Below are 13,838 nucleotides of genomic sequence, written 5' to 3'. Positions count from 1 at the left end.
GGGTAAGGGTTGCATAGACTGCGCCCGGCCCGACCAGCAGCCGGGCCGCGGGGGCCCCCGCGGGGGCGCGGGGGCCCCCCCCGCGGCGGACCACGGCGCACGCGGGAGTCGGTGCGGTGCGGGATCAGGCGCTCTGCCAGAGCGCGGGGGTGTTGGGCGGCTCCCAGCCGGGCTGGGCCTGGTGGCCCTGGAGGCAGCGGTAGGTGCCGCCGCCGTAGGTGACGGTGGCGCCGGCCTGGTAGACGGTGCCCGCCGCCCAGGTGCCGCCGGGGGTGCCGGGACCGGGGCCGGGACCGGGGCCGGGGCCCGGTCCCTGGGAGTCGGTCTTCAGGGTGAGTCCGTAGCCCTGGAGGATGGGGTTGACGGGCTGGAAGTAGGTGGTGCCGCCCTGCGAGCAGTTGCCGGAGCCTCCGGAGGTGACGCCCTGAGCCTGGCTGCCGGAGATGAACGAGCCGCCGGAGTCCCCGGGTTCGGCGCACACGCTGGTGCGGGTGACCCCGGAGACGGTCCCCTCGGCGTAGGTGACGCTGGTGTTGTGCTGCTGGATGGTCCCGCAGTGCCAGCCGGTGGTGGAGCCGGACCGGCAGACGGAGGAGCCGACGGGCTGCAGCACCGAGCCGGTCACCTGGACGTTCCCGCCGGCACCGCTCACGTACGGGGTGGCGGTCCAGCTGCTGTTGGCGGCGACCCACGCCATGTCGTTGCCGGGGAAGACCGAGGCCTGGAAGCTGCCCTGGGAGGCCCGGTTGGATCCGGTGGTGGAGGAGCCGGCACGCCCGCAGTGGCCGGCGGTGGCGAAGCCCTGGGTGGTTCCGCGGGTGATCGCGAAGCCCACGGAGCAGCGGCTGCTGCCGCCGATGTAGTAGGCATCGCCGCCGCGGATGTCGTAGAGCGGCCGGGGTGTCTCGGTGACCGTCTCCACCCGGACCAGTGCCCGGTCCACGCCGGCCGCCGTGACCAGCCGCTCGGCGGCGCGCGTGTCGGTGGCCTGGAGCACGACGGCGTTGGTGCGCACGTCGACGAACCGTACCGGCGCCGCGACCGCGGTGGTGTGCGCGGCGGCGCGGTCGAGTGCGGCGAGGGTCCGTTCCAGCGTGCCGAGCGGGTGGGTGACGAGGGCGGGGCTGGCGCCGGCCGCCCGGATCGTCTCGGCGTCGGCGGGCCGCGTGGTGGCGACGGTCAGGGTGGCGGCGTCGGGGCCGTCGACCCACGAGCCGGCCCAGGTGCCGCCCAGGCCCTGGGCCAGGGCCGCGGCCCTGGCGCCCGCCCGGGCCTCGTTGGCCAGCCGGGTCCTGGCCCGGTCGGGGGTGAGGCCGAGGTCGCGCTGCAGCGCGGCCAGCACCTCGGGCGGCGCCGCGGACACGCCGAGCGTGTCCGGTGCGGAGGCCGCCGCCGCCCGGGCGGTGTCGGCGGGGCCGCCCGCCGGGGGTGCGGCGGCGCCGGCGCTGGTCTGCAGCGCCGTCAACGTCAGGACGGCGGCGGCCAGGACGGCACACGCCGCCCGGACAGGTCGTCTGAGCATGGGGGATCTCCTGCGGTCACGGTGTGGGGGTTGCCGCAAACCGTAGGAGCACCCGCCGATCGGCGGGAGATGCCGTTGGGGACCGACGGCCGGCGCTATACCCCGCCGCCGTCACCGGCGGGGTGCGAAGGCCGACTCCGTTGTACAGAAGACCTTTTCATGGACAGATTCGTCAACTCCGAAGCGCCGAAGCGCCGGAGCCCCGGAGTGCCGAGGAGCCGGAGCGCCTCGGCCGCCGGTCGGTCGCGAGGAGGGGCGGGCCGTCAGGGCGCGGTGAGGGCGAGGCGGATCCACCGCTCGGCCTCCGTGCCCGCGAGGTCCACCGCGAAGGACTCGGGAGCGGCGGCGGCCTGCACGATCAGCCCTTTGAGCAGGCCGACCAGTGCCACCGCGTAGGCGTCCGGGTCCACGCCGGCCCGGACCTGCCCGTCGGCCGCGCCCTGGCGGACCACGCCGGCCACCCAGCCGCGCATCCGGGCGTCCAACCGTGCGACGGCGTCGGTGAGTTCGGACGATCCGGCGAGGGCCTCGGCGCCCAGGACGACGAACGCCCGCCCCAGGTCGGTCGGCCGTCGCACCCCGTCCAGGCAGGCCCGGGCGAACCGGCAGAGCTCCTCGACGGGGTCGGAGCCGCTGCGCTCGGGTGCCGCGGCCGCCATCGCCTCGGAGAGCGCCTCCTCCTGGAGCCGGGTCAGCAGTGCGGCCCTGGAGCCGAAGTAGTGGGTGGCGAGGCCGCGGCTGAAACCGGCCTCCTCGCCGACCCGGGCGAGGGTCACCCCGGCGCTGCCGTGTTCGGCGACCAGCCGGGCGGCGGCGGCGAGCAGTGCGGCCTCGGCCCGGGCGCGGCGCTCGGCCTGGGTCCGACGGGGCGGCTCGCCGGATCCGCCGGACGAGGGCCGGGAGGGGCGGGGCGGCCGGGCGGACGGGGCCGGGGCTTCGTGCGTAGGCATACCACCATGGTAGAGTGCAACTTGCTTGTCGAACAACAAGTAAGTGCGGAGCGGCGCGCCCACCGACCGCCGCCCCCTGTGGAAGGGAACCGGAATGACCGCCACGATGCTCGCCGGCCGGCTCGACGTCGCGAAGGGAGCCTTCGCCGTCCAGGAGGTGCCCGTGCCCTCGCCCGGCCCGGGCGAGGTCCTGATCAAGGTCGAGGCCGCCGGTGTCTGCCTGTCCGACGTCCACCTGATCCAGGGCATGCTCAAGCCGCTCTTCCTCCAGGGCGACACCGTCACCCTCGGTCACGAGGTCGCCGGTACCGTGCACACCCTCGGTGCGGGCGTCACCACCGCCGCGGTCGGCGACCGCGTGCTGCTCCAGGCCGGCGAGACCCGCGACGGCGTCGTCTACACCCGCGGCGTGGACTACGACGGCGGCTGGGCCGAGTTCGCGCTCGCCACCGCCACCACCCTGGTGCCCATCCCCGACGACCTGCCCTTCGAGCAGGCCTGCTTCGTCCCGGACGCGGTCTCCACCCCGTGGGCGGCCATCACGTCCACCGGCGCGGTCCGCCCGGCCGAGGCCGTCGGCGTCTGGGGCGTGGGCGGCCTCGGTGCCCACGGCGTTCAGCTGCTCCGCGCCGTCGGTGCCTACCCGATCGTGGCCGTCGACCCGCTGCCCGCGGCCCGCGAACGCGCACTGGCCTTCGGCGCGGACGCCGCCCTCGACCCCGCCGACCCCGCGTTCGCCGACCGCCTGCGTGCCGCCACCCGGGGCCGCCCGCTGGCCGCCGCGTTCGACTTCGCCGGCGTCGCGCCGGTGCGCGAGCAGGCGATGGCCTCGCTCGGGGAGCACGGCCGCCTGGTGCTGGTCGGTCTGACCGACAAGCCGCTGACCGTCACCAACGGCACCCTCGTCAGCTACCTGCGCCAGCAGATCCGCGGCCACTACGGCTCCGGACCGCAGGACGTCATCGACCTCGTCGACCTGGTGCGCGGCGGCCGGCTGGAGTTCTCCCGGTCCGTCAGCGGCACCTTCTCGCTGGCCGACGCCGCCCACGCGGTGGAGGCGCTGGAGCAGAAGAAGGGCGACCCGATCCGGCTGATCCTCAAGCCCTGACCTCCTGGCCCTGACCTCCTGCCCCGGCCCTGACCTCCAGCCCCGGGCCGGCCCGGACCGGCCGTGACCGGGGCCGGGCCGGTCCGCCCGCAGGGCTCGCACCACCGGCGGCCTCCTCCGGCCCCGCCGCACGTTCGCGGGCCCTACCCGGGGAGGTTCGCCGAAGCGGTGTGCCGCCGGCCTGACCCGCGTAGGCTCTCGACCGATCCGCAGCGGACCGAAGGGGAGCGTGTCGCATGCTCGGCTGGTTCATCATCGTGTCGGCACCGGGCCCGCAGGCCGACGAGGCCGTGGACGGCGCGGGCAGTCGTGTGGTCCTCGCCACATGGGAGACCGGGCTCTTCGGGGCGGACTGGATCATGGAGCTCGCCGCGAGCGGGAAGGCCGAGCAGCTGTCCTTCGACGGCTACCCCAACCGCTTCACCGTCCGCGCGGGCGAGGTACTGCCGCTGTTCGACGGCGACGCGATCCCCGGCGCCCGGCCCGACGTCCGGGTGTGGAGCCACGAGCTGCACCCCGACCTGATCGCCGCCTGCCCGGCCGACCGGACGCTGACCGTCGACGTCTGGGACCAGTCGTAGGCGCGCACGGCAGGCCACGCACGGCGGCCCGACCCGACCGGACCCGGCCCGGCCTGTCCCCGGGAGCACGGTCCCAAGCGGTGGCCCCTCCCGGAGCACGCTCCTGCCTGGGCTCTCCTTCCGGACGCGGACGAACCGCCCTGCTCCCGCATGGTCCTCTGGAAGGCGCCGGGAGCTCCCGGCGCCTTCCACCAGGGGAGTCGCTTCATGACCGAACACGCAACGCGCCGGACCGGGACGGGCCGTCGCCGAGCCGCGGTGGCCGCCGCACTGGCCGCGGCCGTGGTCGCCGGCCTGACGGCGGCCGGTGCGCCAGCCGCCCTCGCCTCCGAACCCGACCCGGCACCCGCCGCTGCCGGGCCCGACTCCGTCCGGCGGAGCCTCGACGCGCTGGTGCGCGACGACGGCCTGCCGGCCGCCCTGGCCGCTGTACGGGGCCGCGACGGCCGGACCCGCACCTACACCGCCGGCGTCGGGGACCTCGCGACCGGCGCCGCCGTGCCCGTCGGCGGGCAGGTCCGGATCGGCAGCAACACCAAGGCGTTCACCGCCGTCGCCGTGCTGCAGCTGGTCGCCGAGGGGAAGGTCCGCCTGGACGCCCCGGTCGACACCTACCTGCCGGGCCTGCTGCGCGGTGACGGGTTCGACGGACGGACCGTCACCGTCCGGCAGCTGCTCCAGCACACCAGCGGCTTGCCCGAGTACCTGGAGGACCCGGCGCTGGCCGACCTCACCGCGGTGCGGTACCGCTACTTCGAGCCCCGCGAACTGATCGACATGGCGCTGGCCCGCAAGGCCCGCTTCCCGGCGGGCACGAAGTGGGAGTACAACAACACCAACTACCTGGTGGCCGGCCTGATCGTCCAGAAGGTCGCCGGCCGGCCCGTCGGTGAGGAGATCACCCGGCGGGTGATCGACCGGATCGGGCTGCGCCACACCTACTTCCCCGCCCCAGGGGACCTCGCCATCCACGAGCGCCACCCCAAGGGCTACGTCCGGAGCGAACCGGGCGGGCCGCTGCGGGAGTTCACCGACATGGACTCGTCGGTGGCCTGGGCGGCGGGCGCGGTCGTCTCGACCGACACCGACCTCAACCGCTTCTACACGGCCCTGCTCGACGGGCGGCTGCTGCCGCCGGCGCAGCTCGCCGAGATGCGCACCACCGTGCCGGCCGAGGAGCTGGGCCCCGGCATCCGCTACGGGCTGGGCCTGCAGAGCAGGCCGCTCTCGTGCGGCGGCGTGTACTGGGGCCACGGCGGCACCACCCAGGCGTTCCGGTCGCGGGGCGGCGTCACCGAGGACGGGCGCGCCGTCAACATCACCGTGACCGCCGTCCCGGACAACGAGGCGACGGTGCGGCACATGGCGGACGCCGTGGACGCGGCCTTCTGCCGCTGACCCCCGGCGGGGTGGGGGCGGGCCGGTCACCGGCCCGCCCCCGGCTCAGCCCGCCGGCCGGGCCTCGACCAGGCCGGACTCGTAGGCCGCGATCACCGCCTGGGCGCGGTCGCGGACGCTGAGTTTGCCGAAGATGCTGGTGATGTAGTTCTTGACCGTGGAGACGCTGATCTCCATCGCCCCCGCGATCTCCGTGTTGTCGAGCCCGGTGGCCAGCAGGCGCCACACCTCGACCTCGCGCGGCGTCAGCTCGCCCAGGCCGGTGGCCGGTGCCGCCGGCTGCGGCGGCCGGGCCGAGGTGACGTAGGAGGAGATCAGACGGGTGAGCAGGCGTGGGGCCACCGCCGCCTCGCCCGTGTGGACGGTACGGACCGCCGAGAGCAGTTCCTCCGGGGAGATGTCCTTGGGCAGGAACCCGCAGGCCCCCGCGCGCAGGGCGGCGACCACGTACTCGTCCATGTCGAAGGTGCTCAGCGCGAGCACCCGACACTCGGGCAGCTCGCGGGACAGCCGCTCGGTCGCCGCGACGCCGTCGAGGACCGGCATCCGGATGTCCATCACCACGACGTGCGGCCGGTGCCGGTGCGCGAGGGCGACCGCCTGCTCGCCGTTCTCCGCCTCGGCGACCACGTCGAACCCCGGGTCGGGGGACAGGATCAGGGCCAGTCCGCGACGTACCAATGGCTGGTCGTCCGCGATCAGCACCTTGATCGGCTCCGGTGGTGCCGTCATCCGAGCAGTTCCTCTCCCTCGACCGGCGCGTCCGGTCCGCCCCGCCCTGCGGCGGGGACGTGACACGTTCCCGCATTCCGGTCAGACCGTACCCGCTCCGGTCCGGGCCCCGTGACCACGGGTACCGGTGAGGTGTCGTCAGGGTGCCGGTCCCGGTCTCCCGCCCCCTCCCCGACCGGGACCACGGTCCCGGTCGGGGAGGGGGCGCCGGACCGCGGTCCCGGTGGCGTTCTCGTCCTGGGCTCGGAGGAAACGGCGGATGCGGGCTGATGAGCTTGAGATCTGCCGGGAGACCCCGGCAGTCGCACCACAGCCGGAGGACATCGTGATCCGCGCCCTGACCGGATTCTCCACCAGGAATCCGTGGAAGGTCATCGCCGTCTGGGCGGTCCTGGGAATGCTCCTGACCGTTCTCAGCCAGGCCCTGATCTTCCGGGTGACCCAGACCCAGACGGCCGACTTCCTGCCCAGGAGCTACGACTCGGCCGCCGCCACGACGATCGCCCAGGAACACTTCGGGGCCAAGGCCGACGCCAACCCGGTCACCGTCCTGGTCGCGCGGGCCGACGGCGCGGCGCTCACCGACGCGGACCGGCAGCGCGTCGCCGGGGTGGCCGAGAAGCTCGGCCGGTCGAAGGTCACGATGCCCGTGACCGACGACGCCCCGGCCCTGCTGCGGAAGGACTACTCGCAGGTCCCCCAGGTCGCCCCGGCCATGGTCGCGCCGGACCGGACCTTCGAGCTGCTCACCGCCAGCCTCACCGGGAACTCGGCGGACCCGGGACTGCACGGCACCTACCGGGCGTTCCGGGACGGCGCCCGGGCCCAGTTCGCCGACGCCGGCCTGCGGACCGGCTTCACCGGCGCCCTCGCCGAGCAGATCGACTCCGCCGACGACAGCGAGACGCTCGGCAAGATCGCCTCGATCGGCTCGGTCGTGCTGATCATGCTGCTCAACGTGCTGGTGTTCCGCAGCGTCATGGCGGCCCTCGTGCCGCTGGTCTCGGTGGCCCTGATCGGCGGGGTGGCGAGCGGCGCGGTCGTCGGCACCGCGCTGCTGGCCGACATCAAGCTCGACCCCTCCGTGCCGAGCCTGATCGCGGTGGTGCTGCTCGGGATCGGGATCGACTACTTCCTCTTCCTGATGTTCCGCTTCCGCGAGGAGTTGCGAGCCCGCCCGGACCGCCACCACCGCGCCGTCGCGGCCGAGGTCGGCGCCCGGGTCGGCACCGCGATCACGTCGGCCGCGCTGACCATCGTCGCCGCCTTCGCCACCCTCGGGATCGCGAGCTTCGGGCAGTTCCGGGTGCTCGGCCCGGCCGTCGCCGTCTCGGTCCTGGTCATGCTGCTGGCCGGCCTCACCCTGATGCCGGCCGTGCTGGCGGCCACCGGACGGGCCCTGTTCTGGCCCTCGCGCTCCCTGCGCCGTGAACCCGCCGCGGGCGCGTCCGCCCGGTTCGGGGACCTCGTGGCCCGCCGCCCGCTGACCATGGTCGTCGGCTCGGTCGCCCTGATGGGTGCGCTGGCCGCCGGTCTGATCGGGATCCGGATGGACTACGGCTTCGGCGGCGGCCCGCGGACCGCCGCCCAGAGCACCGCCGCCGAGATCTCCCGCGCCCTGCCCGCCGGGGTGTCCGACCCGACCACCGTCCTCGTCGAGGCGCGGGACGGCGGCCCGCTCACCGTCGGCGCGGTCGACGGCCTGGCCAAGGCGCTCGCCCGGGTCGAGGGCGTCGGCCAGGCGGGCACGCCGGTACTGAGCGAGAGCCGCCGGGCCGTCCGGATCGACCTCTTCCTGACCGCCGACCCGCAGTCCGGCGCGGCGCGCGACCTCGTCTCCGGACCGGTCCGCGCGGCGGTCGCGGCGAACACCCCGAACGGGCTGGCGGCGCACGTCGGCGGCACCCCGGCGGTCTTCGCCGACGTCTCGACCGCCGTCGACCACGACCTCCGGTTGGTCTTCCCGGTCGCCGCCGGTCTGATCGGGCTGATCCTGCTCGTCCTGCTGCGCAGCCTGCTCGCGCCGGTCGTCCTGCTGCTCTCCGTCGGCCTCGGCTTCGCGGCCACCCTCGGTGCGTCCGCGCTGGTGTTCCAGCACGCGCTGGACAAGCCGGGCGTCAACTTCACCCTCCCGCTGGTGCTGTTCCTCTTCGTCGTCGCGCTGGGCACCGACTACAACATCCTGATCAGCGACCGGATCCGGGAGGAGATGGAGCGCCCCGGGCCCGCCCGGGCCGCGGTCGCCCGGGCCGTCCGGCACACCACGCCGGCCATCGCGACGGCGGGCCTGGTACTGGCCGGGTCGTTCGCCGGCCTGGCGGTCACCCCGCAGCCGTCCACCCAGCAGGTCGGCTTCGCGACGGCGCTCGGCATCCTGCTCTCCGCGTTCCTGCTCTCCGTCGTCCTGGTGCCCGCGCTGGCGGTCCTGCTCGGCCGCGGACTCTGGTGGCCGGTGCGCCCCGGCGGCCGACGGGGCCGTCAGCGCCCCGACGCGGAGCGCTCGTGGGAGGCGACGGAGCAGGGCCCGGGCGACGACCGGGCCTGGGCACCGGCCGCGGAGCCGTCCTGGACGGCACCGGCCGAGCGCTGACCCGGCCGCCGGGACCGCCCCGGCTCCCGAGTACCGCCCCAGCTCCGGATACCGCCCCGGCCACAGAGTCCCGCCCCGGCCGTCAGCGCCGCTCGACGAGTCCGAGCAACCAGAAGTTGGCGTACTCGCCGGCACTGGTGACGGCCGGGTCGGCGGGCCGCCCGTTGCGGCCGAGGCGGACGGTGACCCGGTCGAGCGAGACGGACGCGCCGCAGGTGAATCCCTGCGGCGCGTACGTCTCGTCGGGCCCGCAGAGCACGGACACCACCCGGCGGGCGGGTGGGAAGCGCAGCACGATCTGCTCGTGGTCGGCGGAGACGACCTGGAGGCCGAGCGCCAGGTGCGCCCCGCCGACCAGGTACCAGCCGCTGCCGGGCCGGTCCTGCCGCAGGACCCCGGCGAGCACCCGCAGGCGTCCGCCACCGGTCCCGGCCGGGTCGCCGGGCCGGCCGAAGCCGCCGAGGGCGTCGGCCCCCGCGGATCCGGCGGTTCCGGCGGTTCCGGCGAGGTCGCCGAGGCCGCCCAGGTCGTCGAAGTCGTCGAACCCGCCGCGCCCGCCGAAGTCCCCGGACCACGACGGCGCCCGCTGCCCGGCCGCCGCGCCCGCCCCGTCGTCGACCGGCGGCCCGGCCGGTCCGACCGCCGCGATCGCCAGCACCGCCGCCGACACCACGGCCGCCATCGCGGTGCGCCGCATCGTCCCCTCCTCGCCCTCGGCCGGTCGCCCGGGCCCGCCGGAGCCCCTCGACCGCCGGCACGCCCGCAGCCCCTGGGGGCGACGGCCCGCCGTGCCGGCCCCGGCCGGACTCTCCGCCATCCGAGCACGCCCGGCCCGCCGCACCGCCCCCGCCCTGCCGTGCCGGCGTCCCGACCACCCGCCCGGGCGACAACCGGCCCCGAGCCGGCCGGTCCGCGTGGTCGGTGCGGCGGACGGCGCGGCCCGGACGGTCAGCCCGTGCGCCGCAGGCCGGTCGACGTGCCGTGGTCGGCCCGCTCGCCGCGGCCCGCCCGTTCCCCCAGATCGGCCAGTGCCGCCAGCACCTCGGCGCGCAGCCGCGGGTTCCCGGTGCTGCCGTCGATCACGGCCAGCGCCTGGTGGAGACGCTCGGCGGCCTGCTCGGGCCGGTCCAGACGGCGGTGGTGGTCGCCCAGGTGGAACAGGGTGATGCTCTCCAGGACGGGGTTCCCGGTCGAGCGGTGGCGGTCGAGCGCCCGGTGCAGGTACTCGTCCGCCTCCCCGGTGCGGCCGGCCCGCATCGCGCTCACGCCGACGTTGGTCTCGCAGGCCCCGATCGCCCAGTCGTCCCGGCGGTCCGCCGGCTGCGCCCGCAGCAGGGCGAGCGCTCCCTGGAGGTACACGCGGGCCTGCCCGTAGGCGCCGGTGTGGAGGCTGTGGTCGCCGAGGTTGCCGATGACGAGGGCTTCACCGACCCGGTCGCCGACGGAGGCGAGGAGGGCGCGGGCCCGGCGGAGCTCGGTGAGGGAGTCGTCGTGGCGGCCGAGCGCGGTGAGGGCGGTGGCGAGGTCGTTCCTGGTGCGGCCCTCGCCGTGGGGGTCACCGGCGCGGTGGGCGGCGGCGACGGCGAGGCGGGCCGCTTCCTCCCAGTCGTCGAGGTGGGGGCTGAGGAAGTAGTAGCCCCACAGGGCGGCCGGTAGCCGCCAGGCCACGTCGTCGAGGCCGTGCCGGGCGGCGGTGCGGACGGTGTCGAGCAGGTGGGTGTGTTCGCTCTCGCACCACTGCCGGGCCTGGGTGGCGGTGGTGAAGGCCGGGGACTCGTACCAGGCGCCGGGGGTGGTGAGGGGGAGCCGGCGGCGGTGGGGGGTGAGGAGGCGGGCGGCGGCGTCGGCGTGGTGGAGGTACCAGGTACAGAGGCGTTCGCGGGCGGCGGTGCGGGCGGCGGGGCCGGTTTCGGCGGTGGCGCGTTCGGTGGCGTAGAGGCGGAGCAGGTCGTGCATGCGGTAGTGGTCGGGGTTCTCGTGGGTGAGGAGGTGGGCGGTGGCGAGCTGGTCGAGGAGCGGGCGGACGGCGTGGATGGGGTGTCCGTGCAGCGCGGCGGCCGCGGCGGTGCTGAAGGTGGGGGTGGGGGCGAGGGCGAGGTGCCGGAAGAGGGTGCGGGCGGGGGTGGGCAGGGCGTGGTACGAGAGGCCGAGCGCGGTGCGGACGGCGGAGGTGGTGTCGCCGTCGATCTGGAGCGCGGTGAGGCGGTTCTCGGTGTCGCGCAGTTCCGTGACGTGGTCGGTGAGGGTGCGGTGGGGGCGTTCGGCGAGGCGGGCGGCGGTGATCGCGAGGGCGAGGGGGAGGTGGCCGCAGGCGGTGGCGAGTTCGGTCGCGGCCGCGGGTTCGGTGCGGGTGCGGTCGTCGCCGATGACGCGGTGCAGGAGGGCGAGGGCGTCGGGGGCGGGCATCAGGCCGAGGGCGAGGGGCCGGGCGCCGTCGCGGGCGGTGAGGCCGGCGAGGCGGGTGCGGCTGGTGACCAGGGTCAGGCACTGGGGGGCGCCGGGGAGCAGGGGGCGGACCTGTTCGGCGCTGTGGGCGTTGTCGAGGACGACGAGGATCCGCTGGTCGGCGAGGAGGGTGCGGTAGAGGGCGGCGGCCTCCTCGGGGGCGGTGGGGACGTGCTCGCCGGAGGTGCCGAGGGCGCGCAGGAAGCGGGCCAGGACGGCGTGGGGTGAGAGCGGCGGGCCCGGGGAGAAGCCGTGCAGGTCGGCGTAGAGCTGGCCGTCGGGGAAGTGGTCGCGCATCCGGTGGGCCCAGTGGACGACGAGGGTGCTCTTGCCGACGCCGGCGCTGCCGGAGACCGCGCAGATCGGGGCCGCCCTCGCCCTGCGGGCCGGGCCGGGCCCGGCGTTCGCCCGGCGTGCGGTGCCCGCCTGCCCGGCGGGCCCGTCCGGGGCCGGGGGGCGGTCGAGCCCCGCGATCCCGTCCAGCGTCGCCAGCTCCGCCTCACGGCCCGTGAACGTGGCCGACGGCGGTGGCAGTTGGGCCGGCCGCGGCACGGACCCGGCCGGTCTCTCCGGCCCGGCGTGTCCGGTGCCGTCCCGGCCGGTGCCCACCGTCGTGGCGCTGCCGCGTCCCGCCCCGCCCCGCCCCGTCCGCGCCGGCCCCGCACGCTCCGGCTCCGTCCGCTCCTGCCGGGCCGTCGACCGGCCGGGTGCCTCCTGCCCGGTCGCTTCCGGGTGGCGCTCGCGCCCGCCCGTCCCGTGCTCGGCGGGCCGGTGCCCGCTCGTCCGGCTGCCACCCGTCCCGCTGCCACCGGTCGTTCTGGCGCCCGTCGTTCTGGCGCCCGCCCCGTCGTCCGTCCGCTCGCCGCGGATCCCTCGGGCCCCGCCGCCGTCCGGGCGCGGCCCGTCCGGACGGCCCGGTCCGGTGGTGAGCAACTCCAGGTGAAGCAGCTGGAGTTCGCTGCTCGGATCGAGTCCCAGCTCCTCCGCGAGCCGTCCGGCGAACCGCCGGTGGACCGCGAGGGCGTCGGCAGTGCGGCCGGAGCGGTGCAGGGCCCGCATCAACTGCCCGACGAACCGTTCCCGGAGCGGGTGGTCGGCCACCAGCGCGGTGAGTTCCGGCACGGTGGCCCGGTGCCGGCCCAGGGCGGCCTCCAGGTCGAGACAGTCCTCCCAGGCGGTCAGCCGCAGCTCGTCCAGCGCGACGGAGCCCGCCGCCAGCAGCTGTCCGGGGAGCCCGTCCAGGACGGGGCCGCGCCACAGGGCGAGCGCCTCCCGCAGGCCCGTCGCCGCGGCGGCCGGTTCGCCGTCGGCGGCGGTGGCGCGAGCCCGGGCGATCCGGTCGGCGAAGGTCCGGGCGTCCAGCCGGTGGCCGTCCAGTGAGATCCGGTACCCGTGGCCGTCGGTGAGCAGCACGGCCGGGCCACCGGGGTCGGCCCGGTCGAAGAGCCGGCGGAGCATCCCGGCGAGGTTGCGGACCTGACGGTCGGCGGTGGCCGGCGGCCGGTCGTCCCAGACGGCGTCGACCAGCCGCGCCACCGGGACGGAGCCGTCGGCGTTCAGCAGCAGGGCCGCGAGCAGCCGCTCCTGCCGGTCGCCCCCCAGCCGGACCCTGCCGGCCGTGCCGGTCCGCACCTCCAGCGGTCCCAGAATCGCGAACTCCATGCGTTCCCCTCCCCAGGGCGCTGCACAGCGCTGTCAGGCCGTCGCGTTTGGTGACGATCTGATGACCAGATCATGCCAGATCGGTGCCGTCGATTGAGAGGGTCGAACCCGCACCGGGCCGATGAAAGGCCGGGGGCGTTCCCACTACTTGCCTGCGATCTCTGGAGACACAGCCATGACCTTCACCAAGCGCCTCGCCGCTGCCGCGGTGGCCCTCACCGCGGCCGTCGTGGTCCCGCTGACCGCCGTTCCGGCCAACGCCGCCCCGGGGCCGGCCACGCACTACGGGATGACCTGGGAGGTCCTCGGGTACGGGCCGGACGACACCGTCCACGTCGGGGGCCCCGGCGGCACGTCGAGCAACGCCTACTACGGCGACACCGCGCCGTCGGTCTCGCTGCCCGTGCTCTGCCTCAACGTGGACGGCAGCCCGGCCCCGGCCGGCATCAGCATCGGCTTCTACGACGGCTGGGCCCAGGGCACCGTGGCGCTCAGCCGCCCGGTGAAGGGCAGCCGCCTCAACAGCCGCGGCGCGGCCGACAGCGTCTGCCAGGCCACGTTCGGTGCCGGGTGGCGCGAGGCCGAGTTCCACGACGGCCACTACGGTCCGGACCTCGCCCAGACCGGTGGCTGGACCTTCTGGGCCTACGGCGACATCCCGAACAACACCCGTTTCTGGACCGCGATCAACGACCAGCCCGCCAACCCCTGGAGCTGACCCCAGCCGCGCCGGGGGGGGGGGCGGGGGCCCCCCCCCCCCCCCCCCCCCCCCCCCCCCCCCGGGGGCCCCCCCGGGCCCCCCCCCCCCCCCCCCCCCCCCCCCCCGGCCCCCCCCCCCCCCCCGGCGGGC

The 13,838-nt window shown here is 76.2% G+C and carries 10 protein-coding genes; 5 read left to right on the top strand and 5 right to left on the bottom strand.

Going from position 1 to position 13,838, the window contains the following annotated elements:
- Positions 1–124 precede the first annotated feature (124 nt).
- Entirely contained in the window at positions 125–1,522 is a 1,398-nt protein-coding gene (locus tag ACFWIC_RS39035; RefSeq protein WP_380521809.1) for a carbohydrate-binding protein, read from the bottom strand.
- 263 nt (positions 1,523–1,785) lie between these two features.
- The gene (locus ACFWIC_RS39030; RefSeq protein WP_380521807.1) at positions 1,786–2,472 is read right to left on the bottom strand and encodes a TetR/AcrR family transcriptional regulator; all 687 of its coding nucleotides are present in this window, start codon (positions 2,470–2,472) and stop codon (positions 1,786–1,788) included.
- Between the two features lie 94 nt (positions 2,473–2,566).
- Between ACFWIC_RS39030 and ACFWIC_RS39025 the strand changes: the two genes are divergently transcribed.
- From ACFWIC_RS39025 to ACFWIC_RS39015, 3 genes are all read left to right on the top strand, one after another.
- The gene (locus ACFWIC_RS39025; RefSeq protein WP_329881350.1) at positions 2,567–3,580 is read left to right on the top strand and encodes a zinc-binding dehydrogenase; all 1,014 of its coding nucleotides are present in this window, start codon (positions 2,567–2,569) and stop codon (positions 3,578–3,580) included.
- A 236-nt stretch (positions 3,581–3,816) separates the two neighbouring features.
- Positions 3,817–4,161 carry a hypothetical protein gene (locus tag ACFWIC_RS39020; RefSeq protein WP_380521805.1) on the top strand — a complete coding sequence of 115 codons (345 nt, stop codon included), beginning with the start codon at positions 3,817–3,819 and terminating at the stop codon, positions 4,159–4,161.
- A 207-nt stretch (positions 4,162–4,368) separates the two neighbouring features.
- Positions 4,369–5,559, top strand: a complete 1,191-nt coding sequence (locus ACFWIC_RS39015; protein ID WP_380364436.1) for a serine hydrolase domain-containing protein — start codon at positions 4,369–4,371, stop codon at positions 5,557–5,559.
- 45 nt (positions 5,560–5,604) lie between these two features.
- Here ACFWIC_RS39015 and ACFWIC_RS39010 read toward each other — a convergent pair whose 3' ends face one another.
- A complete protein-coding gene (locus ACFWIC_RS39010; protein ID WP_329881347.1) occupies positions 5,605–6,291 on the bottom strand; it encodes a response regulator transcription factor in 687 nt (228 codons plus the stop codon).
- A gap of 259 nt (positions 6,292–6,550) precedes the next feature.
- Between ACFWIC_RS39010 and ACFWIC_RS39005 the strand changes: the two genes are divergently transcribed.
- A complete protein-coding gene (locus ACFWIC_RS39005) occupies positions 6,551–8,881 on the top strand; it encodes an MMPL family transporter (RefSeq protein WP_380364057.1) in 2,331 nt (776 codons plus the stop codon).
- 82 nt (positions 8,882–8,963) lie between these two features.
- On the opposite strand, the gene ACFWIC_RS39000 is transcribed toward ACFWIC_RS39005, so the two are convergent.
- Together ACFWIC_RS39000 and ACFWIC_RS38995 are read right to left on the bottom strand one after the other, a co-directional pair.
- Entirely contained in the window at positions 8,964–9,578 is a 615-nt protein-coding gene (locus ACFWIC_RS39000; RefSeq protein ID WP_380521802.1) for a hypothetical protein, read from the bottom strand.
- A 251-nt stretch (positions 9,579–9,829) separates the two neighbouring features.
- Positions 9,830–12,988: a BTAD domain-containing putative transcriptional regulator gene (locus tag ACFWIC_RS38995; RefSeq protein ID WP_380521800.1), complete on the bottom strand. Its 3,159-nt coding sequence runs from the start codon at positions 12,986–12,988 to the stop codon at positions 9,830–9,832.
- A gap of 175 nt (positions 12,989–13,163) precedes the next feature.
- On the opposite strand from ACFWIC_RS38995, the gene ACFWIC_RS38990 reads away from it, so the two are divergent.
- The gene (locus tag ACFWIC_RS38990) at positions 13,164–13,706 is read left to right on the top strand and encodes a hypothetical protein (RefSeq protein WP_329881343.1); all 543 of its coding nucleotides are present in this window, start codon (positions 13,164–13,166) and stop codon (positions 13,704–13,706) included.
- The last annotated feature ends 132 nt before the right edge of the window (positions 13,707–13,838 follow it).

The sequence above is a fragment of the Kitasatospora sp. NPDC127035 genome (assembly GCF_042726075.1).
GTDB lineage: Bacteria > Actinomycetota > Actinomycetes > Streptomycetales > Streptomycetaceae > Kitasatospora.
The sequence above is the reverse complement of the archived record's forward strand: the minus strand, read 5'-3'. Positions and strand labels throughout refer to the sequence as shown.

Bases quoted from the DNA above. Each gene is read 5' to 3' on its own strand.
- ACFWIC_RS39015 (WP_380364436.1), top strand. From the start codon at position 4,369: ATGACCGAACACGCAACGCGCCGGACCGGGACGGGCCGTCGCCGAGCC.
- ACFWIC_RS39030 (WP_380521807.1), bottom strand. From the start codon at position 2,472: ATGCCTACGCACGAAGCCCCGGCCCCGTCCGCCCGGCCGCCCCGCCCC.
- ACFWIC_RS38995 (WP_380521800.1), bottom strand. From the start codon at position 12,988: ATGGAGTTCGCGATTCTGGGACCGCTGGAGGTGCGGACCGGCACGGCC.
- ACFWIC_RS39010 (WP_329881347.1), bottom strand. From the start codon at position 6,291: ATGACGGCACCACCGGAGCCGATCAAGGTGCTGATCGCGGACGACCAG.
- ACFWIC_RS39035 (WP_380521809.1), bottom strand. From the start codon at position 1,522: ATGCTCAGACGACCTGTCCGGGCGGCGTGTGCCGTCCTGGCCGCCGCC.
- ACFWIC_RS39020 (WP_380521805.1), top strand. From the start codon at position 3,817: ATGCTCGGCTGGTTCATCATCGTGTCGGCACCGGGCCCGCAGGCCGAC.
- ACFWIC_RS38990 (WP_329881343.1), top strand. From the start codon at position 13,164: ATGACCTTCACCAAGCGCCTCGCCGCTGCCGCGGTGGCCCTCACCGCG.
- ACFWIC_RS39025 (WP_329881350.1), top strand. From the start codon at position 2,567: ATGACCGCCACGATGCTCGCCGGCCGGCTCGACGTCGCGAAGGGAGCC.
- ACFWIC_RS39000 (WP_380521802.1), bottom strand. From the start codon at position 9,578: ATGCGGCGCACCGCGATGGCGGCCGTGGTGTCGGCGGCGGTGCTGGCG.
- ACFWIC_RS39005 (WP_380364057.1), top strand. From the start codon at position 6,551: ATGCGGGCTGATGAGCTTGAGATCTGCCGGGAGACCCCGGCAGTCGCA.